The organism is Gottfriedia sp. NPDC057948, from assembly GCF_042887255.1.
Classification (GTDB): Bacteria; Bacillota; Bacilli; order Bacillales; family Bacillaceae_G; genus Gottfriedia.
In genome coordinates, this window is the sequence record NZ_JBHVPN010000019.1 from 24,782 (window position 1) to 47,098 (window position 22,317).

At 33.4% G+C, this 22,317-nt stretch carries 22 protein-coding genes and 1 other annotated feature; of the genes, 4 read left to right on the forward strand and 18 right to left on the reverse strand.

The annotated features are described in order from the left end of the window. Window positions 1–6: 6 nt before the first annotated feature. The 6 genes from ACFVRR_RS20680 to ACFVRR_RS20705 all read right to left on the reverse strand — a co-directional run bounded on the left by ACFVRR_RS20680 (window position 7) and on the right by ACFVRR_RS20705 (window position 4,613). The gene (locus ACFVRR_RS20680) at window positions 7–666 is read right to left on the reverse strand and encodes a tetratricopeptide repeat protein (protein ID WP_387332297.1); all 660 of its coding nucleotides are present in this window, start codon (window positions 664–666) and stop codon (window positions 7–9) included. 207 nt (window positions 667–873) lie between these two features. Beyond that, window positions 874–1,992, reverse strand: coding sequence for a tRNA 2-thiouridine(34) synthase MnmA (mnmA, locus tag ACFVRR_RS20685; protein ID WP_097979028.1), 1,119 nt, complete (start codon window positions 1,990–1,992; stop codon window positions 874–876). Between the two features lie 28 nt (window positions 1,993–2,020). Further along, the gene (locus ACFVRR_RS20690) at window positions 2,021–3,166 is read right to left on the reverse strand and encodes a cysteine desulfurase family protein (protein WP_097979029.1); all 1,146 of its coding nucleotides are present in this window, start codon (window positions 3,164–3,166) and stop codon (window positions 2,021–2,023) included. A gap of 52 nt (window positions 3,167–3,218) precedes the next feature. Next, window positions 3,219–3,635, reverse strand: a complete 417-nt coding sequence (gene cymR / locus ACFVRR_RS20695) for a cysteine metabolism transcriptional regulator CymR (RefSeq protein WP_056472685.1) — start codon at window positions 3,633–3,635, stop codon at window positions 3,219–3,221. Window positions 3,636–4,024: 389 nt separating this feature from the next. Continuing rightward, window positions 4,025–4,237 (reverse strand): hypothetical protein, encoded by a 213-nt coding sequence (locus ACFVRR_RS20700; protein ID WP_056472680.1) that lies wholly within the window; start codon window positions 4,235–4,237, stop codon window positions 4,025–4,027. 43 nt (window positions 4,238–4,280) lie between these two features. Next, window positions 4,281–4,613, reverse strand: a complete 333-nt coding sequence (locus tag ACFVRR_RS20705; RefSeq protein ID WP_056472677.1) for a DUF4257 domain-containing protein — start codon at window positions 4,611–4,613, stop codon at window positions 4,281–4,283. 308 nt (window positions 4,614–4,921) lie between these two features. Between ACFVRR_RS20705 and ACFVRR_RS20710 the strand changes: the two genes are divergently transcribed. Both ACFVRR_RS20710 and ACFVRR_RS20715 read left to right on the forward strand, forming a co-directional pair. Then, window positions 4,922–6,682 (forward strand): hypothetical protein, encoded by a 1,761-nt coding sequence (locus ACFVRR_RS20710; RefSeq protein WP_387332301.1) that lies wholly within the window; start codon window positions 4,922–4,924, stop codon window positions 6,680–6,682. A gap of 127 nt (window positions 6,683–6,809) precedes the next feature. Beyond that, window positions 6,810–7,442 carry a DUF2306 domain-containing protein gene (locus tag ACFVRR_RS20715; protein ID WP_387332303.1) on the forward strand — a complete coding sequence of 211 codons (633 nt, stop codon included), beginning with the start codon at window positions 6,810–6,812 and terminating at the stop codon, window positions 7,440–7,442. A 44-nt stretch (window positions 7,443–7,486) separates the two neighbouring features. Here the strand turns inward: ACFVRR_RS20715 and ACFVRR_RS20720 are convergent, their stop codons facing one another. Continuing rightward, the gene (locus tag ACFVRR_RS20720; RefSeq protein ID WP_387332305.1) at window positions 7,487–8,776 is read right to left on the reverse strand and encodes a replication-associated recombination protein A; all 1,290 of its coding nucleotides are present in this window, start codon (window positions 8,774–8,776) and stop codon (window positions 7,487–7,489) included. 138 nt (window positions 8,777–8,914) lie between these two features. Between ACFVRR_RS20720 and ACFVRR_RS20725 the strand changes: the two genes are divergently transcribed. Both ACFVRR_RS20725 and ACFVRR_RS20730 read left to right on the forward strand, forming a co-directional pair. Beyond that, entirely contained in the window at window positions 8,915–9,346 is a 432-nt protein-coding gene (locus ACFVRR_RS20725; RefSeq protein ID WP_387332307.1) for an SANT/Myb-like DNA-binding domain-containing protein, read from the forward strand. A 99-nt stretch (window positions 9,347–9,445) separates the two neighbouring features. Further along, window positions 9,446–9,664, forward strand: a complete 219-nt coding sequence (locus ACFVRR_RS20730; RefSeq protein WP_387332309.1) for a hypothetical protein — start codon at window positions 9,446–9,448, stop codon at window positions 9,662–9,664. Between the two features lie 169 nt (window positions 9,665–9,833). Here the strand turns inward: ACFVRR_RS20730 and ACFVRR_RS20735 are convergent, their stop codons facing one another. The 11 genes from ACFVRR_RS20735 to ACFVRR_RS20785 form a co-directional block, all read right to left on the reverse strand. Next, the gene (locus ACFVRR_RS20735; RefSeq protein ID WP_097978439.1) at window positions 9,834–10,082 is read right to left on the reverse strand and encodes a hypothetical protein; all 249 of its coding nucleotides are present in this window, start codon (window positions 10,080–10,082) and stop codon (window positions 9,834–9,836) included. Between the two features lie 91 nt (window positions 10,083–10,173). Continuing rightward, on the reverse strand, window positions 10,174–10,941 hold the full coding sequence (locus ACFVRR_RS20740; RefSeq protein ID WP_097978438.1) for a tRNA threonylcarbamoyladenosine dehydratase: 768 nt from the start codon (window positions 10,939–10,941) through the stop codon (window positions 10,174–10,176). Between the two features lie 165 nt (window positions 10,942–11,106). Then, window positions 11,107–12,876 carry an aspartate--tRNA ligase gene (gene aspS, locus ACFVRR_RS20745; RefSeq protein WP_387332312.1) on the reverse strand — a complete coding sequence of 590 codons (1,770 nt, stop codon included), beginning with the start codon at window positions 12,874–12,876 and terminating at the stop codon, window positions 11,107–11,109. A 19-nt stretch (window positions 12,877–12,895) separates the two neighbouring features. Next, window positions 12,896–14,161, reverse strand: a complete 1,266-nt coding sequence (hisS, locus tag ACFVRR_RS20750) for a histidine--tRNA ligase (protein ID WP_098233129.1) — start codon at window positions 14,159–14,161, stop codon at window positions 12,896–12,898. A 66-nt stretch (window positions 14,162–14,227) separates the two neighbouring features. Then, window positions 14,228–14,455, reverse strand: a binding site (T-box leader). Window positions 14,456–14,526: 71 nt separating this feature from the next. Then, entirely contained in the window at window positions 14,527–14,700 is a 174-nt protein-coding gene (locus ACFVRR_RS20755; RefSeq protein WP_088013656.1) for a hypothetical protein, read from the reverse strand. Window positions 14,701–15,154: 454 nt separating this feature from the next. Further along, window positions 15,155–15,334 carry a hypothetical protein gene (locus ACFVRR_RS20760; protein ID WP_387332315.1) on the reverse strand — a complete coding sequence of 60 codons (180 nt, stop codon included), beginning with the start codon at window positions 15,332–15,334 and terminating at the stop codon, window positions 15,155–15,157. 131 nt (window positions 15,335–15,465) lie between these two features. Beyond that, window positions 15,466–15,906: a D-aminoacyl-tRNA deacylase gene (gene dtd, locus ACFVRR_RS20765; protein WP_097978434.1), complete on the reverse strand. Its 441-nt coding sequence runs from the start codon at window positions 15,904–15,906 to the stop codon at window positions 15,466–15,468. Between the two features lie 15 nt (window positions 15,907–15,921). Continuing rightward, on the reverse strand, window positions 15,922–18,117 hold the full coding sequence (locus ACFVRR_RS20770) for a RelA/SpoT family protein (RefSeq protein WP_097978433.1): 2,196 nt from the start codon (window positions 18,115–18,117) through the stop codon (window positions 15,922–15,924). A 162-nt stretch (window positions 18,118–18,279) separates the two neighbouring features. After that, window positions 18,280–18,792, reverse strand: a complete 513-nt coding sequence (locus tag ACFVRR_RS20775) for an adenine phosphoribosyltransferase (RefSeq protein WP_387332317.1) — start codon at window positions 18,790–18,792, stop codon at window positions 18,280–18,282. Then, window positions 18,792–21,143 carry a single-stranded-DNA-specific exonuclease RecJ gene (gene recJ / locus ACFVRR_RS20780; protein ID WP_387332319.1) on the reverse strand — a complete coding sequence of 784 codons (2,352 nt, stop codon included), beginning with the start codon at window positions 21,141–21,143 and terminating at the stop codon, window positions 18,792–18,794. Before recJ ends, ACFVRR_RS20775 begins: the two co-directional genes overlap by 1 nt. Before the next feature lie 39 nt (window positions 21,144–21,182). Further along, complete coding sequence (locus tag ACFVRR_RS20785; RefSeq protein ID WP_097978431.1) at window positions 21,183–22,094, reverse strand: cation diffusion facilitator family transporter; 912 nt, start codon at window positions 22,092–22,094, stop codon at window positions 21,183–21,185. Window positions 22,095–22,317: the final 223 nt, after the last annotated feature.

Sequence of the window (22,317 nt, forward strand, 5' to 3'; positions counted from 1 at the left end):
CTAGCTTCATTCTACTTCTTTATTTTCAATCACTTTTAAAGCGTGCATAGCAAGCATATGATCATCTTGACTTTTAATCGCTTTATTAAAATGGTCTTTCGCAATTGTAATCTGATGATTAAACATCGCAATTATGCCTAGATTATAATGTGCATCCGCATGAAGTTCATCTAATTGTAAAACTTTTTCTAAATTAATTTTTGCTTCATCTAGCATTTCTAATTTAGCTAAAGTAAGGCCATATTGAAATAATGCGTCAACATCTTGATCATCTAGCTCAATCGCTCGTTGAAAAAATGGAAGTGCAAAACGATCTTCGCCATTATTAACACAGCATAATCCAATCATAAAATGGACATCACTATCATTCATGCCAAGTTTCACACAATGTTGAAAATGTTTTTTAGCTAATTCAAACTTTCCATCTTCAAAATATACTGTTCCAACTGCATAATGCGCTGCAGCCAATTCCGGATCAATTTCTAAAGCCTTTTCAAAAAAACGACAAGCTCGTTCGACATCACCCATTGATAGTAAAAGCTGACCAAAGTTTACATATGCTAATGTATTAGAAGGATTTTCTTCAATTTCTTTCGTTAAAAAATTAGCTGCATCCTCTAAGTTTCCCTCTTGTAGGGCTGCTACTCCACGTTCAAAATTATTCATATATGACACCTCTATGTATTTTCTTTCAATTATTTTTGATAGACTCCATTTTCTGTACTAATCAGTTTAAGAAACTTAATATACCTATTTAACACTATCACACCATAGTATACATTTCAAAGGAACGTTTCTTCAAAATTTCTACGATAAATTATGTATTTCCATTCAAAAAAACAACCCCAACCATTATGATTGGGGTAAATAGATTTATCTTAAATAAGTTAATTCATTACCATCGATAAAAGCACGATCAATTGTTCCTCCACCTAGACAGTCTGTCCCGTCGTAAAATACAACGGCTTGTCCTGGAGTGATTGCACGAATTTTTTCGTGGCAAAGAATTCTTACTGAGTTATCATCTAAAATGTGAACTGTTACTTCATTATCTTCAGAACGATAACGGAATTTAGCAGTACATGTAAATGAACCTTCTTTCGGTTTATTTGATGTCCAGCTAATATCAGAAGCAAGTACTTCATTACTATAAAGTAACTCATTATGGAAACCTTGTTCAACTAATAAAATATTATTTTTCAAGTCTTTTCCTACAACGAACCATGGGTCTCCATTTCCACCGATTCCAAGTCCATGACGTTGACCAATTGTATAATACATAAGCCCATCATGTTTACCTTTAACTTCCCCGTTCATCGTTCTCATTTCACCAGGTTGTGCAGGTAAATAATTACTTAGAAATTCTTTAAAGTTACGTTCACCTATGAAGCAAATTCCAGTACTGTCTTTTTTCTTAGCTGTCGCTAAATCTGCCTCTTCAGCAATTTTACGGATTTCTGGCTTTAAATAGCCTCCAAGTGGAAACATAACTTTCGATAGTTGTTCTTGACCAAGTTGATTTAGGAAATAAGTTTGGTCTTTATTGCTATCAATTCCTCGTAACATTTTATATTCATCGTCACGAAACTCAACTCCAGCATAATGACCTGTCGCTACATAATCTGCTCCAAGCTCCATTGCATGTTCAAGAAATGCTTTAAACTTAATTTCTTTATTACACATTACGTCTGGGTTTGGTGTTCTACCTTTTTTATATTCATCTAAGAAATAGGTAAACACTTTATCCCAATATTGCTTTTCAAAATTCACTGCATAATACGGAATTCCTATTTGATTACAAACTGCAATTACATCTTCATAATCCTCAGTTGCTGTACATACGCCAAATTCATCTGTGTCATCCCAGTTTTTCATAAAAATACCGATGACATCATATCCTTGTTGTTTCAATAAGTATGCTGTTACAGACGAATCTACACCACCTGACATTCCTACTACTACGCGAGTGTCTTTTGGATCTTTTTTATTCATAAATAATATCCCCTCGCACTATAAAAATTTATATTTTAACTAATCGTTTTACAATTGAAGATACACGTTCTCCGACTATACGGATTTGTTCGTCTGTATTTCCATAACCAAAGCTGAACCGTACCGAAGAACGTATTTTAGGTGAATCTATTCCAAACATTTCAACTAACACATGTGATGGATCTATACTACCAGCTGTACAAGCAGACCCGCTTGAAGCTGCTATGCCTGATAAATCAAGGTTTACCAAAAATGATTCAATTGAAATATCCTCAAATGATAAGTTTAACACATGTGGTGCAAAAAATGACTCATTTCCATTCTTTTCAAAACGAATTCCATTTTCTTTTAGAACATTCATTAAAATTTCATGGAAACGCAAATAGCTTTCTATACGTTCATCTCTTTCGATGTGAATTACTTCTACTGCTTTAGCTAATCCAACAATACCAGGAACATTTTCTGTACCCGCACGACGTTTTCGCTCTTGCTGTCCACCATATTGTAATTGTGTAAAAATTGCATTTTCACTTACATAAAGAAAACCTACACCTTTAGGTCCATTAATTTTATGTGAGGAAATGGATAAAAAGTCGACTCCAAGTTCTTCAACATTAATTGGAATTAAGCCGTAAGCTTGTACTGCATCTGTATGGAAATGAGCTTTATGGTCACTAAGAAGTTCACCAATTTCTTTAATTGGTTGAACAGTTCCGATTTCATTATTAACCATCATAATTGATACTAAAATTGTATCATCACGCAGTGCAGCCTTTACATCTTCTACATTCACACGACCTGTATGATCAACAGGTAAATACGTTACCTCAAAGCCTTCCTTTTCAAGAGCTTGGCATGTATGTAATATAGCATGATGCTCGATGCTAGAGGTAATAATGTGCTTACCATATTTTTGATTCGCATAAGCAGCGCCTAAAACAGCAAGGTTATCACTTTCTGTTCCACCGCTTGTAAAAATAATTTCGTTAACTTTTGATCCTATACTATTTGCACAAATCATGCGTGCAGTATCAATCTTTTGACGAGCTTGTCGGCCAAATGAATGAATACTAGATGGATTTCCAAAAGTCTCTTGCATTTCTACAACCATCTTTTCAATTACTTCTGGATGCATTGGAGAAGTCGCAGCATGATCTACATAAATACGTTCCATTTTTATTAAACCCTTTCTTTATGAAGCGTTCACCTATCTTTGAACGCACTAATTAAATATAAAACATATACCCATTTAAATCATCAGATTCTAATTTTGCTAAATCCTCAAGACTTGTATGGTCTAAAACTTCATTAATCGCTTTTTGAACACGAGTCCACAACTCTCTTTGTGCAGGATTTTCATCTTCAAGATTTTCGATTGGAGATAGTGATCCTTCAAGTGCAGTTATTACTTCACCTGCAGAAATTTCATTCGGTTCCTTTGTTAAAATATACCCACCATATGCTCCACGAATACTCTTAACTAATCCTGCATTACGTAATAACGAAATAATTTGTTCTAAATAATGCTCAGAAAGATTTTGTGCTTTCGCAATACTCTTGAGTGAAATTGGTTTATCACAATATCTTTTAGCTAATTCAATCATAACTGTCAGTCCGTATCTTCCCTTAGTTGAAATCTTCATTAATTCACTCCGTTCAATAAACTATATCTCTTATTTTCATCAGATTTATCCTATTTTTAAACTGTAGTAATACAATTATTGTACACTATTTATCCTATAAATTCACATGACATGAAAAAAATGCACTAAACCAATTGGAAAAGTGCAATATCCATCTATGTTAATAACTAGTCAGGTAAGTTTACTAACTTGAACTTCATCGCTATATAAATTCAAAAATTTTTACTCCATCATTCTCGCTAATTATCTAGTAATCTCAAAACTGGGGACAAAGATTAATATTTCTCTAAATCTACAAAAAAGAAACACCCCTAATGTTATATAGTTTAACCATACGACATTAGGGGTTTTTTTCTATTTTAGTCTGTTTGCTTTCGTTTTTTGCTTGCTTAACTTTTCAATTTACCAGCACGTACGAATTGAGCTGCTGCCGCTTTTTCATCGAAATCTTCAACATTTTTTCTAGATTCTTTTATGTTGTTTAAAAAGCTTATGACTTGGAATTCGATACTTTTAATTTCGTATTCAGTATCGGCATTTAATAAATCCTCTAATAAATCTAAATAAATTGCTTTCTCTTCGGGTGTTAGCACTAGCCTCATTACATGCCTCCTTCATCTTATGCCAATTAAATTATTGAAAATACTACACAATTTGCTTAGAAATATTATGCAGTGAACTTACCCTTTCCCGTTCAGTGTTAAGTGCCCTGCTTAAAAGAAAGCTTTGAGATGAGAGGCCAGCTAATATACAGTATCCGATTACCATTCGCATATCTTTTAACATGTTTTCTGGTATAAATAAAGAAACAAATAATGTCGCGGCTGTTGCTCCAAATAAAATATCTGCAAGAAAACCTAAATAAAAGCCTTTCTTTCGTCTCACCGGGAGCATAATCGTACCTTTGTTAAACAGGATGTGAAAAATAAATCCGGTCACTCCACCAATGACAACCGCCAGGACATAGAGTTTAACCATGTTCATCCTCCTTCTAATTTTTAGGTACAAAAAAAATTCCTACTTTCGTTTCGAGAATAAGTTAATCGAAATGATCGCTAGGATTGGACAAGTTCTATATAAAATATGAACAGCTTGTTCTTATTATTATAAAAGCTTAAAAATAAATTATCAAAACCATTTTGTAAAATTTATCCAATTGTGACAAAAAATGAGGTAAAAGCCCTGAATTTTTATTTAAACAAATACACTACAAGACTATTTAACTATTTCTCATAACCCTTATTATGATATATTGGAATTAAAAAGAAGCTAGAGGAGGTTTTCAGTTGGCTGTACAAAGAAAATTCAAGAAAATAGTAAAACAATTACACCACCAAGATCTATATCAGCGTGCAAAAGGCATAGACCAACTTAGAAAGTCTCTTCGATCAGGTGCTTCTATTAAATCATTAATTTATTTATTAGAAGAAGCGGGAAGCAATTTCCCGAAATCAATAGAAGATTGGGATGATGGAAGCTATCACTTAGTTGGATTTTGTTCAGAGTTTGCACTCCAAGAATTAATAACACCAATCGAAAAGAATTTTGAAGCATATAGTGAACGAGCAAAACATCAAGCTCTCTATTTATTAATAAGTCTGAACTCAGAGTTAGCTAGAGATGCCTATATACGAATCATTGAAAAAAATAGTAAACGGTACTCTCTTGATATCGATGTTCAATTCATTTTCGAAGAGACAAATTGGGCTCCAGAACTTGTAAAAAAACTATTACGTTTAATCGAAAATGAAGAAACTGCAGTTTCAATTTTTCATCTGATTCTATTGTGTAAAAGAAATTCAATCTCTTTACCTTTTTCATCCGATGAGAAAAATTATATAATCGAACAAATTAAAGTTTTATATAAGCTTAAACGAGAATCATATTTAAATTATGATCAAGATTACAATTTAAAATATGTATACCAAGCTTGGAAAGAATCTTATCTCATCGTTCGAACAGAAATGGGTATTTGCCTTCAATTAATGCAATATTATTTTGACGATCACATGCATGAATATTTAAATGAAGCACTTGAATATAAAGATCCTTACCTAAAAGTGGATGCTGTTATATCACTGATGGAACATGGCATACAAATTGAAAAAGACATCCTTGATTATTGTGCTCATAATATAGAATCTGCCGTATGGTTTTATACAAAATTAAATGAATTTTCAAAGAAAAATATCTACACATTTACGGAAGAGCATCAACATAGTTTTGTAAAAAACAGACTGTTTCTTTATTTAATTGCTCATGAAGATTTTGGTGTGATTCCCGACGAGATCGAAATTATAAAGCGTTATGATACTTCAAACTATTATGAACAAGAAGTAACTTATTATTTAACTAAATTTCGTAGTCATCAAGAAAATTGGGAAGAAAATGATTGGATGGCTGCATATGTAGGGGCTTATATTTCTGACCAAATTCCTAGCCCACGATTTTACGATGAAACAATTACGGCATTTACAAAATGGGATAAATATACTGAGGATCAACATAAAGCCCAACTTGAATTATTAAATAAAGAAGAAAACGATAAATTAGGTCAAGAAGTCATTTTGGAATCAAAGCCAAGCTGGCATTTTGGTACTTATTTTCTAGGCTTTCTAACTGCTATTAGAACCGGTACTGCTTTTGGAAATCACGATCCTTTTTATTTTTTATTACTTGCTTTACTATGGATTATTTTCTTATATAAAGTGTATGCAACAATTCAACTTCGAAAAGAATATAAATTAATTTTAACAAGTAGACAGCTAACCTTAAAAAAAGGTAATGAATTGAAGTCGATCGAGCTTCATAAGATAAACCGGATGACGATCGAACTCCGAAAATGGGGTAAAAACGAAGGTAAAATGGCAGCATATCAACGAAAAGTTAATTATATTGTTTTCTATGATAAAGATGACGAAGAGATTTTATCAATCCCTTCAACTTTTATTAAACCCGATTTACTTTTCCTCGAGATAAAATTATTAACTAGTCATTTAGTTGATTCTCCAACTATTGAAGATTTTGAAAATGATATTAGTGCTTAAAAGTCGAGACTAAAATCTCGACTTTTTTTATTCATGTTCGGTTCATATTAGGTTGTTATGATATTATTTAAAGATTTTTATCCTAAATTACTTATATCAAACTAAATATTGGGGGACAGGTTTATTAATGAATTCTAAAAAAAGTTGGTGGATTTTATTTATTATTTCGCTTTGTGTCATTGTTCCATTTATGGCTCCTTATTTTCTTATTGATCCAGAGAAAAGTCGTATCCAAATTAGTTCAACTTCAATTCAATACCCTGCTTTAATTACACATATCTTTTTTGCATTTATTGCTTTAATTGCTGGGTTCTTACAGTTTGTTAAGAACATTAGAACTCGTTACCCAAGAATCCATCGAATGATCGGAACTATATACTATACTAGCGTTTTTATAAGCGGAATTTTGTCATTGATCGTAATATTTTATATTGAAAATTTTTCAAAAGTAATGTCTTTTCTTGTTTTAGCTATACTTTGGATTTTCACTACAATTCAAGGTATTCATAGCGCAAAGAAGAAAAATTACATAGCTCACCAAATCTGGATGACTCGAAGTTTCGGAATCACATTAGTAGCAGTTAGTGGGAGGGTTTTAGTACCATTAATATTATTAGCCTACTTTTTGCTAAATGGATTGCATATACCTGGTGGAAGAGAACGAATGGTTGAGGAAGCCCTAAATGTTAATATATGGGTAGGTTTATTAATAAATTTAATCATAATTGAGTGGATCATATTAAAAAGGAAGGTAGATTAAGCGACCAATTTCGCTTTATATCTACCTTCTCTTTAATTAATGACTTAATTACGATTTTTCTTAAACTGCTGTAGTTTTTCAAAAATAGCCCCGTAACGTTTTTCGTTTCCTGCTTCTTTTGGTTTATAGTAAACTTGATTTACTAATCGATCTGGAAGATATTGTTGATTTACCCAGCCGCCAAAATTACCTAAAGGATGATCATGCGGATAGATATAACCTATCCCATGCCCCATATCCTTCGCTCCAGCATAGTGCGCATCTTTTAAATGTGCTGGGATATCATCATGTAGCCCACTTCTCACATCATTTAATGCTCGATCAATTGATGTGACACTAGAATTAGATTTGGACGACAAACAGAGCTCAATTACTGCATTTGAAAGAATAATTCTTGCTTCAGGGAATCCAACTTGCTTTGCGGCTTCACAAGCCAGGACAACCTTCCATGGATCGCCAGCTAATCCGATATCCTCATAAGCAATCACTAATAATCTTCGAATAATGCTAGTTAAATCACCCGCTTCAATGAGCCTTGCCAAATAATATAGTGCCGCATTTACATCACTTCCACGAATACTCTTTTGGAAACCAGACAATGTGTCATAATGAAAGTCTCCATTTTTATCATGATTAAAACCTTTTGAACGAAGAAATTCATCAATAATTTCATCTTGTACTACAATCGTTCCGTCTGACTCCTTTGTTGAACCGTATACGATTGATTCCAAAATATTTAATGATGATCTTGCATCTCCGTTTACTCCATGAGCAATTTTTAAAATTTGTTCCTCTGAAATTTGGATTTGCAAGTTTCCTAATCCTCTATCCTCATCTCTCAAGGCTTTATCTAATAATTTATAAATATGTTTTGGTAAAAGCGGTTCTAATTTTAAAATGTGGTTACAGCGAGATCGTATCGCACTGTTAACATCGTGGTATGGATTCTCAGTTGTTGCCCCAATTAACGTAATAAATCCGCTTTCTACATATGATAATAAATAATCCTGTTGCAGCTTTGACCAACGATGAATTTCATCTGCAAATAGAATGATTTCACCGAACATTTTCGCCTCATGAACGATATCCTCAAGTTCTTTTTTACCAGAAGTAGTCGCATTAACAGTTACAAAACGTTTATCAACCGTACCAGCAATTGCATGGGCAAACGATGTTTTACCTATTCCAGGTTCCCCGTGTATTAACATTGAAGGAACTCGTCCGTTATGTATTAATCGATATAACGCTGATTCTTTTCCGATAATTTTTTCCTGACCAATTAATTCATCAATCGTTCTTGGTCTCATTCGGTATGCTAGAGGTTCATGACTCATTTTTCTCCCTCCTTTACAACTCTTTTTACTATTGTAATTGAATTGGAAACATTTTTCATCTGCACCCCGCAAATATTTCTTTTTACTAATCATTTATTTGGTGAAGATAATAATAGTTGAAATAAAGAAGGTGAAAAAATGAATGCCCCAAAAACAAAATGGTCACTGGAAGATGAAAACACATTAATTGAACTAGTTGAAAAATACGAAAGCAAAGGTAAATCAAAGCAAGAAGCATTTGAAATGGTAGCAAATATTATTAATCGGACAAAAACAGCATGTGCGTCTAGATACCGAAAACTATCAAAAGATCAATTTAGAGAATTAAGCAAACCTAAAGAAGTTACCAAATTAAATAATCCTTTAAATCCTCCTTCGCTGAAAATTGAAATGGTCATCCAATTCTTAATGAATTTCGAACAAAAGCATAAAGCTTCGGAGGAAAATAGGCAGTTAAAAGAAAGAGTAGTTAAATTAAAAATTGAAAATGAAAATTTAAACAAAAAAATTGTTAATCTAAAAACATTAATCCAAAAGAAACAAAATGTATTGATCAATCTAACAGAATAAATTTGGACAAAATAATGTAAAACATTCACAGTATATTATCACTTGTACTATTGTATAATGAAGTAACAAAATGCAAGCAATAGTAAGGAGTATAATGAAATGAATTGGAAAAAAGGCGGTTTATGGATAATTATATTTTTTATTATTAAAGGTACGTTATCTACACTTTTAATTGTTACCGGTGCTAAATACTTTAACTTATCCTATCTTCAAATTCTACTTCTTGTAGTTGGACTATTAGTTATTTCTCTAATTGGACGCCAATTTGTGAGAAGACGTAAAAATAGTTCTAAAAATGAGAAGGATTTAAATATGTAATCCCCTTTTACACTATATGGTAATGTGTCTGATCAGCTGATTTCTAACGCTTGTCTTTCGAGGCGCGAAGCCTGGTGAGGAGCGGAGTTACCCTTACGCGGTAATGAGCCAACGAAGAAAGCGATTGTTTTCGGGCAGACTGAAACCCCCAATAATTTGGGGGTCTTTTTTATTTATTAGGCTTACGTTTATTCATTTCAATCGATTCCATATCGTTAACGACGCCATCTTTGCCAACCTTACCATTTTTCTCGACAACATTATTTTTCTTTTTATACTTAACATTAATCCGATTGGATAAATTATCTACATGATGCTGTTTTGAATCTTTTTCCACGTCACTTGTACTGTTACAAGCAGTTAATAATGATAATGATAATCCGAAAGTACAAAATACTTTTAAGGCTCTATTCAACATCAAACACCTCCTATTGAAGGTAGTTTTTACATTAATAAACAAAAAAACTGTAGGAAATTAATTCCTACAGTCAGCAATGTTTGAGCATTAGTTATTCTTTACCTACACGCTTAATTTCAATATCCTTTATTAATTCACGAACTGCATGACTAGCTGCGATTAAGCCGGCAACTGATGGTACAAAGGCGTTTGAAGATGGTGGCATTTTCGCTTTACGAATTTTTGTATTTTCATCTGGTACGATTTCTTTACGTACATCTTCACGAATAACAATAGGACTTTCATCTGAATATACAACTGTTACTCCTTTTTGAATACCTTCTTTGCGAAGTTTAGTTCTAATAACCTTTGCTATAGGATCGTGAGTTGTTTTTGATATATCAGCAATTTTAAATCGAGTCGGATCCATCTTATTTGCAGCACCCATACTTGAAATAAGTGGAATTCCACGACGACGACACTCTTTAATTAAATGAATTTTATATGTAATTGTATCAGAAGCATCAATTACATAATCTAATGGAATTTCGAAAAACTTTTCAAATGTTTCTTCTGTATAAAACATTCTATGTGTAATTACTTCGCACTCAGGATTAATCTCAAGAATACGTTGCTTCATCATTTCTACTTTAGGCTCTCCAACTGTTGATAATAATGCATGAATTTGCCTATTCACGTTTGTAATATCAATAACATCTTTATCCACTAGTATTAAACGTCCGACTCCAGAACGAGCTAATGCTTCTGCAGAAAATGAGCCAACGCCTCCAATACCTAAAATAGCTACCGTACTGTTTTGTAATCGCTCTAAACCTGCTTTACCAAAAGCAAGCTCATTACGAGAAAATTGGTGTAACATTTATTCAACTCCCACTATCTTAATCAGATTACAATGATTTAAATATACATGATACAAGCTATTTACTTCAAGCTTGAATTAAAGAAAAACAGAATTTTCCTTAATCCTTCAACAAGAAAAAGGAAAGGATTAAGAATATTAATTCCTTCACCCTTCCTTTTTATTTTACTCTTCTACAGTTGTTTTTAACGCTAATTCTTCTAATTGTGCAGAAGAAACTGGACTTGGTGCATTTGTTAATAAGCAACTTGCTGATGCTGTTTTAGGGAAAGCAATTGTGTCACGTAAATTTGAGCGACCTGCAAGTAACATAACAATACGGTCTAAACCTAGCGCAATTCCGCCATGTGGTGGAGTTCCGTATTCAAATGCTTCCATTAAGAAACCAAATTGCGCTTGTGCTTCTTCTTCAGAAAATCCTAAGCATTTGAACATTTTTTCTTGTATGTCTCTTTCGTAAATACGAACTGATCCTCCACCAAGCTCGTAACCATTTAGTACTAAGTCATAAGCTTGAGCTTTTACACTACCTGGATCTGTATTTAATTTATCAATATCTTCACGAACAGGTGAAGTGAATGGATGATGAGCAGCAAAATAACGATTTAAATCTGCATCATACTCAAGTAATGGCCAGTCAGTAACCCATAAGAAATTGAATTTAGATTGATCAATTAAATCTAAGTCTTTACCTAGTTTTAATCGAAGTGCACCTAAGCTATTTGCAACTACTGAAGCATCTGAAGCTACGAATAAAATTAAGTCTCCTGCTTCTGCTTCTACAGCTAATTTTAATGTAGCAAATTCTTCTTCACTAAAGAATTTAGCGATTGGACCTTTGAAACCATCTTCTTCAAGTTTTAACCAAGCAAGACCTTTTGCTCCATATCGACCAGCATATTCTTGTAGACCATCGATGTCTTTACGAGAATAATTTGCAGCTTGACCTTTTACATTTAAACATTTTACTTGGCCACCGTTTTCAACAGCTGAAGTAAATACTTTAAATCCACTTTCTTTAGCAAATGAAGAAACATCAATTAACTCTAATCCGAAACGAGTATCAGGCTTATCAGAACCGTAGCGATTCATCGCTTCATCATAGCTAATACGAGGAAGTGGAGTAACTAGGTCAACACCTTTTGTTTCCTTCATCATTTTAACCATCATTCTTTCAGACATTTCCATTATTTCCTCTTGAGAAAGGAAGCTAGTTTCAATGTCTATTTGAGTAAATTCTGGTTGACGGTCAGCACGTAAATCTTCGTCACGGAAGCATCGTGCAATTTGGAAATAGCGTTCAAATCCTGAAACCATTAATAATTGTTTAAAAATTTGAGGTGATTGTGGTAAAGCATAAAACTCACCTGGATGTACTCGGCTAGGAACTAAATAGTCACGAGCTCCTTCTGGTGTACTCTTCGTTAAAATTGGCGTTTCAACTTCTAAGAAATCTTCACCATCTAAGAAATCACGAATTGATTTTGTAATTTTTGAACGTAATTTAAATGTGTCATACATAACTGGACGACGTAGATCTAAATAACGATATTTTAAACGAAGGTCTTCTGCTACTTCCGTTTTATTTTCAATTGCAAATGGAGGATTCTTAGCTTTATTAATAACCTCAAGCTTTTCAACAGAAACTTCAATTGCTCCCGTTTCAAGATTTGTATTAGCTGTACCTTCACCACGAGATACTACTTTCCCGTGAACGTGAAGAATAAATTCATTACGTACAGTTTCAGCTAGAGCTAAAGCTTCACCTGAAGTTTCAGGATTAAAAACGATTTGTACAAGTCCAGAACGGTCACGTAAATCAATAAAAATTAATCCACCTAAATCACGTCTTTTTTGTACCCATCCTTTAAGTGTTACACTTTGACCAATATGTGATTCTCTTAGTTCTCCACATAAATGCGTTCGTTGTTCCATTTTCAATTCCCCCATTTGTTTATTTAGAGCTTACGTATTTTACAAAGATGTCTAATGCAACTTCTTCTTGTACACCAGTCTCTTGGTCTTTTAGATTAATGACACCTCGAGATAATTCTTCTTCACCAAGAACCGCTACATATTTTGCTTTATAACGGTCCGCTGCTTTGAATTGCGCTTTTATTTTACGATCTTGGTAATCTTTTTCACAAACAAGACCAGCTTTACGCAATTGATATAAAATAGCAGTCGCTTCTTTTTTCACTTCTTCTCCAAGTCCAATTAGGAATACATCCATTTCTTGTTGAATTGGAAGTTCGATTCCTTCTGTCTCAAGAGCTAATATTAAACGTTCGATACTTAATGCGAAACCAATACCAGGGGTGTTAGGACCACCGATTTCTTCAACTAATCCGTTATAGCGACCACCGCCACTTAAAGTTGAAATTGTTCCGAATCCTTTACCTTCTAACATGATTTCAAATACAGTGTGATTATAATAATCTAAACCACGTACTAAATTTGCATCAATCTCAAACGGAATTTTCATAGCTGTTAAGTAAGATTGAACAGCTTTGAAATAGTTCATAGATTCTTCATTTAAATATTCTAATATCGATGGAGCTGTCTTCATTGAAGGGTGATCGTGATCCTTTTTACAATCTAAAACACGTAATGGATTAGTTTCTAAACGATTATTACAATCACTACATAGCTCATGTGCTACCGGTTTAAAATGATTCACAAGCGCTTCACGGTGTGCTTTACGGCTTTCTAAGTCACCTAAACTATTAAGAACTAACTTAACATTTTTCAATCCAAGACCACGATATAAATCCATTGATAAAGCTAATACCTCTGCATCGATAGATGGATCATTACTTCCTAAAGCTTCGATACCAAATTGTACGAACTGACGATAGCGACCAGCCTGTGGACGTTCATAACGGAACATAGGACCGATATAGTACAACTTAGTAGGTTGATTGCTATTTCCGTACATTTTATTTTCAACATAAGAACGAGCGATTGACGCAGTTCCTTCTGGACGTAATGTTAATTGACGATCTCCACGATCAGTAAATGTGTACATTTCTTTTTGAACAATATCCGTTGTATCTCCAACACCACGTTGGAATAATTCAGTATGTTCAAAGATTGGTGTACGAATTTCGTTATAGTTATATCGTTTGCATAAGTCACGTGCAAACTTTTCAATATACTGCCATTTTTCAATCGTACCAGGCAAAAGATCCTGAGTTCCTCTTGGGATATTAATCGACATTCTAAATCCTCCTAAATAATAAACCTTATAAATACAAAAAACCCTCGTGCCTACTGAAATAAAAACAGTAGGGACGAGAGTTAAAAGCCCGTGGTGCCACCCTAATTGAAGAACAATAAACTGTTCTCCCACTTTCATCGTTAACGCCGATTACGTTTATCCTTACTAGAAATCGTTCAGGATAAAGCCTCGGGAGTGTCTTTCAAATAGTCTACTTGTGGAAATGCTCTCAGCCACGGCATTTCCTCTCTCTACAAGAGATTCTATCCTACTTTTCTCCGTCTATGGAATGTTACTATGTATCAATATGTTATTTAATATCTTACGTTCGGATACACCAAATGTCAAGAACAGTTAAAAAATTTTTACGAACGCTCCAACTGTCTTTTCAAATCACGCACTTCTCTTAAAGTTAAACCAAACTCACTTGCCATCTCTAATGAATTAGATTCTTGTCCCCTATTTTGAAACTCATGAAAATCCATATTCAAGACACCTTTTCTACCTGATCCTAGACTATTACGATTATTTATTCTCATGCTGCAGTCTCCTTCCAAGTATGTTGTTATATAGGATGTCCAAATAATTAATGGATTAAACAATTAAAATACTGTTGTGAACTAAACTTAGGCAAGTTTTTTGAGGATTAAGCAATTTAAATTAGTTCTTTGGATTCAGACAAAATGTGGTGGAATTTGATTAAATTTAAGTAGTATTTATGTGTATTTAATTGAAAGTAGATTTTAATTAGTAAAATTTGATGATTTTATTGATAATTTCATAAATCTATTAAGTTTAATGGTGAGTATCAGTTTTTATTTGCGATTTCTGATTTTTAATTGCGATTCTCAATTTTTATTTGCGATCCCAGGGTGTTATTTGCGATTCTTGGGTTTTAATTGAATCCCACGTTTTATTTTGCCAATCACAGTTATTATTTACTACATCCGACATTCTCATTTCAACTAAAAAAACCATGGTACACACCATGGTCTAATGAAATATTCTTAAACTAGATTGAATGCTTTCAACTGATCCGTCAATGAAATACATTAATCCGTAATAAACTAGGATGATTAAAATAACAAATAAAAGTGTTTTAAAGAAACTTTTGAGGATTGTAAACAAAATTACACCAGCGATAAGGATTAACACAATTGTAATTATGTCCATATAGTTGCCTCCTCTAAATTCTTTGTAAAAACCGTGTAATTAAGTATATTCGCTCTAAGAAGTTATTATTTTAATAATTATTTCTAGCAAAAAAAAATGCCTCCTTTTGGAAAAGGAGGTAAAAGATTGGCTTATTTACTTTCAATCATAATTGTAATTGGTCCCCAGTTTGTAAAGGTTACATCCATATCTGCACCAAAAATGCCTGTTTGTACTTCGTATCCTTGTTCACGTAAATATGAATTAAAATATTCGTATAATTCATTTGCGATATCTGGTTTAGCTGCATCTGTGAAGCTTGGACGTCTTCCTTTTCTCGTATCGCCATATAAGGTGAATTGAGAAACGGATAGAATCTGGCCACCAACATCATTTAATGATAAATTCATTTTTCCGAGTTCATCTTCAAAAATTCTTAGGTTAACTGCTTTGTCAGCACAATATTTCACATCTTCTATCGTGTCTTCATGCGTTATTCCGACTAGTAATAATAACCCTTTAGGTATTTGACCAACTACTTGTCCGTCCACTACGACTTTTGCTTCTTTTGTGCGCTGTAATAATACTTTCATCAGTGGCACCTCCTATTAGTGGAAAATACGTCTCACAGAGTATATGTCTGGAATTTGTTTAACCTTATCCACTACTTTTTGCAGGTGGTTTATATTACGAATAGACAAACTCATTGTAATAGTTGCCATTTTATTTCGATCATTTTTTCCTGTTACTGAAGAGATATTAGTTTTTGTTTCATTTACTACTGAAAGAACTTCATTTAAAAGACCACGACGATCGTAACCGAAAATTTCTATATCGACGTTATAATCACGTTCAAATGTAGGGCTTTCTTCCCAATCAACTTCAATAAAACGATCTTCTTCACTATCATTTAACATGTTTACACAATCGCTTCTATGAACTGAGATTCCTCTACCTTTTGTGATATATCCAACAATATCATCACCTGGAACAGGATTACAGCATTTTGATAAACGGATTAATAAATTATCTACACCTTTTACAGAAATACCAGCATCTTTACGACGTGATGGAGCTTTTTTAAGATCCGAAGAAAGTTCTTTTAATCGGTCTTCTAGCTCAATTTCAGTACGTTTACGGAATTTATCTGTTAAACGGTGAGCAATCTGTGTTGCAGTAATTCCATTGTATCCAACGGCTGCATACATATCTTCTGCATTAGAGAAATTAAATTTTTCTGCGACGCGTTTTAAATTTTCAGACGTTAATACTTCTTTTAAATCACATTCTAGAGCTTTAATTTCTTTTTCAACTAATTCCTTGCCTTTTTCAACATTCTCTTCTCTTCTTTGCTTTTTAAAATATTGACGTATTTTATTTTTAGCATGTGAAGACTGAGCGACCTTTAACCAGTCTTGGCTAGGTCCATACGAATGCTTCGATGTCATAATCTCAACGATATCACCAGTTTTAAGTTTATAATCAAGTGGTACCATTTTTCCATTTACTTTTGAACCAATTGTTTTATTTCCGATTTCAGAGTGAATTCGGTAAGCAAAATCGATTGGAACAGATCCTAGTGGTAATTCAAAAACATCACCTTTTGGAGTAAATACAAAAACCATATCAGAGAATAAGTCCATTTTTACTGATTCCATGAACTCTTCTGCATTTGTAGAATTATCTTGCCATTCGATAATTTCACGGAACCAACTTAATTTATTTTCTAACGTTTTTTGTGAAGGAAGATTTGCATTATCTTCTTTATATGCCCAGTGTGCTGCAACACCATATTCAGCAATTTGGTGCATTTCTTGTGTACGAATTTGTACTTCTAATGGCTCACCTTTTGGACCGATTACAGTCGTATGAAGTGATTGATATAGATTTGCCTTAGGCATTGCAATATAATCTTTAAAACGGCCTGGCATTGGTTTCCAGCATGTATGAATAACGCCTAAAACAGCGTAGCAATCTTTAATACTATTAACAATCACACGTACGGCTAATAAGTCATAGATCTCGTTAAATTGTTTATTCTGCTTAGCCATTTTATGATAAATGCTATAAATATGCTTAGGACGTCCAGAAATTTCTGTTTTTATTTCCACATCTTCAAGTTGAGATGAGATTTCGTTTATAACCTCTTCTAAATATTGCTCGCGCTCTGCTCTTTTTCGCTTCATTAAGTTAACGATTCGATAGTATTGTTGTGGATTTAAATAGCGTAATGCCGTATCTTCAAGCTCCCACTTTACTTTACTAATCCCTAGTCGATGAGCTAGCGGTGCAAATATTTCTAACGTTTCATTCGCAATTCGCATACGTTTTTCTTGAGGTAAGTGTTTTAACGTTCTCATATTGTGAAGGCGATCGGCTAATTTAATTAATATTACTCTCAAGTCCTGTGCCATCGCTACAAACATTTTGCGATGATTTTCAGCTTGCTGTTCTTCCTTCGATTTAAACTTGATTTTACCTAACTTTGTTACACCATCTACAAGCATAGATACTTCTTTGCCAAATTGGTTCTCTAAGTCCTCTTTAGATACTTCAGTATCCTCTACTACATCATGAAGAAACCCAGCACTAATGGTTGTAGCATCCATCTCCAAGCCAACAAGGATACCTGCTACTTGAACCGGGTGTATAATATATGGTTCACCTGACTTACGAAATTGCTCACTATGTGCGTCACGAGCATATTCATAAGCACGTTTAATAAACGCCACATCATCTTCTTTTAAATAATGGGTCGCTTGCTCTAAAACCTGTTCTGCTGTCAAAACTTGCTCAGTAGCCATCTAATCACCTTAAATCATTATTTCTTCTATTATCATGAAAATTTCGTTTTTTGTAAAGCAGGAGTCGTCAAATTTCAATTTTTTTTGCAGATCTTTGATAGAAAAAGAGCACTCTGATTAATCAGAGTACCCTATTTGGATAACATTATCATATGTTAAAAATTAATATGTCATTAGTGTAAATATATCATAGCCTTCTAATTTTTTACGACCTTCTAAGTAAGAAAGCTCAATTAAGAAAGCAATTCCTACTACAATTCCACCTAATTCTTCAACTAGTTTGATTGTAGCTTCAATCGTACCACCAGTAGCTAATAAATCATCAGTGATCAGAATACGTTGACCTGGTTTAATAGCATCTTTATGCATTGTTAACGTATTTGTACCATATTCTAAATCGTAATTGTAGCTAATAACTTCACGAGGTAATTTACCTGGTTTACGAACAGGTGCAAAACCAATTTCTAAAGCATAAGAAATTGGACAACCAACGATAAAACCACGAGCTTCTGGTCCAACTATTAAATCAACATCTTTTTCTTTCGCATAAGCTACGATTTGATCAGTTGCTTCCTTATAAGCTTTTCCATCATTCATTAATGATGAAATATCTTTAAACTGTACGCCTTCTTTTGGCCAGTCCGGTACGATCGTTATATAATCTTTTAAATTCATTAAATAAGTGCCTCCCCATTTTCGGAAAAATGACTTTTCATATTTTGAAAAAATGTAGTTAATTCATCACATTTTGAGTACAAAAACAAACGTTCTAGTTCAATACTAGCTAATTTTTTTGCATACGTATTAGATAAAGAGAGATCTTTCTTCTCAGTTTGTGGCAACAAACGAATTTTTCCATCCTCTATTGTAACAAATTCTAAATCAAAAAACACCTTTGTCATAAAATCGACTTGTTCTTTTTTCCATCCCATCTTACGACATAATGCCACTTCATACATGTTCATGTCAAATGGATTGGTATTTGCTAAGATTGAATAGAATTTTTTAAAACTTTCTCTACTCGGAATTGGTGAGAAGAAATGTAATTCTTCTTGATTAAAAATTAAGTAGATCCGTTCTGATAAACCATTTCGAAAAACTTCTTTCAAATTATTTTCAGAACTAGGTAAATCAAGTAGGATTACATAATTATTTTGTATATTAATATCTAAGTTTAATACATCTTCGTATGCAACAAACGTAGAAATAGGATATTTAGTCTTTAAATTTTCATATTCATTTGATGATTGATGTAAAAATATGAATTTTTCTTCGGTATGAGGTAAAGTTAATCGATGTGGCTCTTGACCTCTTAAGTCAAATAACTGCCAATGATTTACTTTAATATCATGAATCATTAACTGTGGCTTTCGTTTACCATTCCATTCGTTAATAGAAGCCATTCCTAAGCAGGATATTTTTGATCCAGTTGCAATTTCATTAGCAACATGTCCAAATCCAAACCCTACAGCATCAAGGAATGTAACATCATCTTTTAGTTGTACTTTAAGATGTGCACCTCCATTACCGATTTGTTTAATATTTAGAGCATCAACCTCGTTTATTTCTAATACAGGTTTTGGATTATGCATACCAAATGGTGCCAGCATATTTAATTCATTAATAAATGAAATTGAAACTTCACTAGCCTGACATTTTAAATCGACTTCTTTTAATGGGATAAAATCTTCATCTGTCATAATTTGATCTGCATACTCATTTAAACGAAGTCTTAATAGCTCGACATCTTCAATTGCCAATGTCATACCAGCAGCAAGTGTATGTCCTCCAAAATGAGGTAAAATATCTTTACATTTTGTTAAGTTTTCAAATAGAGAAAACCCTTCAATGCTTCTTGCTGAACCTTTTGCTATTCCTTTTTCATGATCAATACTTAGAACAATTACTGGTTTGTAAAAGCGATCAACTAATTTCGAAGCAACGATTCCAACTACCCCTGCATTCCAACCTTCTTTTGCAACAATAATTACTTTATTTGAACAAGATGAATCAAGTTCGTTAACCTGCTTAATTGCCTCTTCTGTCATACGTGAAACTAATTCTTGTCGTTCCTTATTTAGAATTTCAATTTGCTCTGCTCTTTTTTTAGCAAGTGCTCGATCATTTTCTAAAACTAAGTCTACTGCAGGCTTAGCATCACCGAGTCTACCAACTGCGTTAATTCTAGGACCAATTGCAAATCCAATTGTTTCTTCCGTAACTGAATCTGTTGTAGTTCCACTAATCTCTAAAAGAGCTCTTAGTCCTTCACGCTTTGTTTGCTTCAGTTGCCTTACACCTTTTTTTACGATTAAACGATTTTCATCAACTAAAGGTACTAAATCAGCAACCGTCCCAATCGAAACTAGTTCCAAATATTCCTCTGGCTCCCTACCTAATAATGCGGAAGCGAATTTAAACACAACTCCTACACCTGCTAATTCTTTAAAAGGATAGCTAGGACTTAGCTTTGGATGAATAATTGCAATAGCATTTGGTAATTCCTCTGGTGGTTCATGATGATCCGTAATAATTACGTCCATACCTAGTTCATTTGCAAAATTAACTTCCTCAGCTGCTGAAATACCTGTATCTACAGTAATGATTAATGAATAACCTTGTTCGTTCGCCCATTTAAATGCATTCTTATTTGGACCATACCCTTCAGTAAAACGATTAGGTATATAAAAATCTACTTTTGCTTCTAGTTCGATTAATGTTAAATACAATACTGAAGTACTGCTAACTCCATCTGCATCATAATCGCCAAAAATTAATATTTTTTCATTTTCTTCAATCGCTTGAAATACTCTGTCAATTGCAATATCCATACCCTCTAATAAAAACGGGTCATGAAAGCTCATTTGATCTTCATATAAAAACTTACTTGCTGCATCTACTGTATTAAATCCACGAGTAACAAGTAGTTTAGCTAATAGAGGGGAAATCTGTAATTCTTTACTTAATAATTGCTCTTCTTGGTGATTCGATAATTTCGGTTTCCATCTTGCTTTTGACTTTAACAATACTCTCACCCCTAACTGTACTATTATACTAAAGTAAACTTATTGGATGAAAGAGTTATTTTTATCATTATATGGATTAATATGGACAAAAACATTTTCCACATCTTTTTGTTCCATCAACTTTGCTTTAACATTTTTACCAATCTTATGTCCTTCTTCAACCGTTATATATGGATCTACTGAGACTTTTATATCGATTATGACGTAATAGCCATGTTCCCTTGCATAGAGAGAATTTATCTCTTTAACACCTTCTACGTTTTTAACGATTTCTTTATATGGTTCAATATCTTCTTCATGAAGGACATGATCCATTGTTGTATGTATTGATTCTGCTCCTATATCCCAAGCCATTTTTAAAATCATAATTGCTACAATAAGCCCAGCCGCAGGGTCTGCATATAAAAGTACTGGCATATTAAATTTAGTACCTAAAATTGCAATACCAATACCAACCATAGCTGCAGCAGATGAGTATACATCAGAGCGATGTTCATATGCATTAGCGATGATTGCGTCACTATTTAACCTTTTCCCTAAAGCATATTTATAGCGAAACATCCATTCTTTTAAAAATATAGATATAAAAGCTGCTAATAAAGCGATTAACTCTGGTGGATGAACTGGTTTAAAAAACGCGGTTATAGAGGATTTAGTTATTTCAATTCCAACGATAAATAAAAGTACGGCAACAATAATTGCAGCGATTGATTCAGCTTTACCATGTCCATAAGGATGATCCTCGTCTGGAGGCATTTTCGCAGCTCTTAAACCAAATAAAACCGCTATCGAACCGACCACATCTGACGCAGAATGTACTGCATCGGCCATTAACGCTTTACTATTTCCAATATATCCTATAACTGCTTTAACAATTGCTAGAAGTAAATTTCCATATATTCCGATATAAGCCCCTTTCCTGGCTTCCTTATAACGCTCTTCCTGTTCCATATACTTTACCTACTTCCCTTTTTCTAAATCTAAAAAACACACTTATCATTATTAACACATTATATTAGTATCTTCAAATCATAATGAATTTAATACAAAAAAGAGTATAAGCATGAGCCTATTTCAGACTGTTGACAAACGCTCGCTTTCTTCGTTGCTTCGCCTGTCTGCGGTGCTCATTACCGTCTAGGGTAACTCCGCTCCTCACCAGACTTCGCGCCTC

What these genes read in the sequence shown, in the direction of transcription:
- ACFVRR_RS20680 (WP_387332297.1), bottom strand. Translation starts at nt 666, where the DNA reads ATGAATAATTTTGAACGTGGAGTAGCAGCCCTACAAGAGGGAAACTTA.
- cymR (WP_056472685.1), bottom strand. Translation starts at nt 3,635, where the DNA reads ATGAAGATTTCAACTAAGGGAAGATACGGACTGACAGTTATGATTGAA.
- ACFVRR_RS20730 (WP_387332309.1), top strand. Translation starts at nt 9,446, where the DNA reads ATGAATTGGAAAAAAGGCGGTTTATGGATAATTATATTTTTTATTATT.
- dtd (WP_097978434.1), bottom strand. Translation starts at nt 15,906, where the DNA reads ATGAAAGTATTATTACAGCGCACAAAAGAAGCAAAAGTCGTAGTGGAC.
- ACFVRR_RS20700 (WP_056472680.1), bottom strand. Translation starts at nt 4,237, where the DNA reads ATGAGGCTAGTGCTAACACCCGAAGAGAAAGCAATTTATTTAGATTTA.
- ACFVRR_RS20715 (WP_387332303.1), top strand. Translation starts at nt 6,810, where the DNA reads ATGAATTCTAAAAAAAGTTGGTGGATTTTATTTATTATTTCGCTTTGT.
- ACFVRR_RS20760 (WP_387332315.1), bottom strand. Translation starts at nt 15,334, where the DNA reads ATGGACATAATTACAATTGTGTTAATCCTTATCGCTGGTGTAATTTTG.
- hisS (WP_098233129.1), bottom strand. Translation starts at nt 14,161, where the DNA reads ATGTCGATTAATATCCCAAGAGGAACTCAGGATCTTTTGCCTGGTACG.
- ACFVRR_RS20740 (WP_097978438.1), bottom strand. Translation starts at nt 10,941, where the DNA reads ATGTTACACCAATTTTCTCGTAATGAGCTTGCTTTTGGTAAAGCAGGT.
- ACFVRR_RS20705 (WP_056472677.1), bottom strand. Translation starts at nt 4,613, where the DNA reads ATGGTTAAACTCTATGTCCTGGCGGTTGTCATTGGTGGAGTGACCGGA.
- ACFVRR_RS20725 (WP_387332307.1), top strand. Translation starts at nt 8,915, where the DNA reads ATGAATGCCCCAAAAACAAAATGGTCACTGGAAGATGAAAACACATTA.
- ACFVRR_RS20770 (WP_097978433.1), bottom strand. Translation starts at nt 18,117, where the DNA reads ATGGCTACTGAGCAAGTTTTGACAGCAGAACAGGTTTTAGAGCAAGCG.
- ACFVRR_RS20775 (WP_387332317.1), bottom strand. Translation starts at nt 18,792, where the DNA reads ATGAATTTAAAAGATTATATAACGATCGTACCGGACTGGCCAAAAGAA.
- aspS (WP_387332312.1), bottom strand. Translation starts at nt 12,876, where the DNA reads ATGGAACAACGAACGCATTTATGTGGAGAACTAAGAGAATCACATATT.
- ACFVRR_RS20785 (WP_097978431.1), bottom strand. Translation starts at nt 22,094, where the DNA reads ATGGAACAGGAAGAGCGTTATAAGGAAGCCAGGAAAGGGGCTTATATC.
- ACFVRR_RS20690 (WP_097979029.1), bottom strand. Translation starts at nt 3,166, where the DNA reads ATGGAACGTATTTATGTAGATCATGCTGCGACTTCTCCAATGCATCCA.
- ACFVRR_RS20735 (WP_097978439.1), bottom strand. Translation starts at nt 10,082, where the DNA reads ATGTTGAATAGAGCCTTAAAAGTATTTTGTACTTTCGGATTATCATTA.
- ACFVRR_RS20720 (WP_387332305.1), bottom strand. Translation starts at nt 8,776, where the DNA reads ATGAGTCATGAACCTCTAGCATACCGAATGAGACCAAGAACGATTGAT.
- mnmA (WP_097979028.1), bottom strand. Translation starts at nt 1,992, where the DNA reads ATGAATAAAAAAGATCCAAAAGACACTCGCGTAGTAGTAGGAATGTCA.
- ACFVRR_RS20755 (WP_088013656.1), bottom strand. Translation starts at nt 14,700, where the DNA reads ATGAGAATAAATAATCGTAATAGTCTAGGATCAGGTAGAAAAGGTGTC.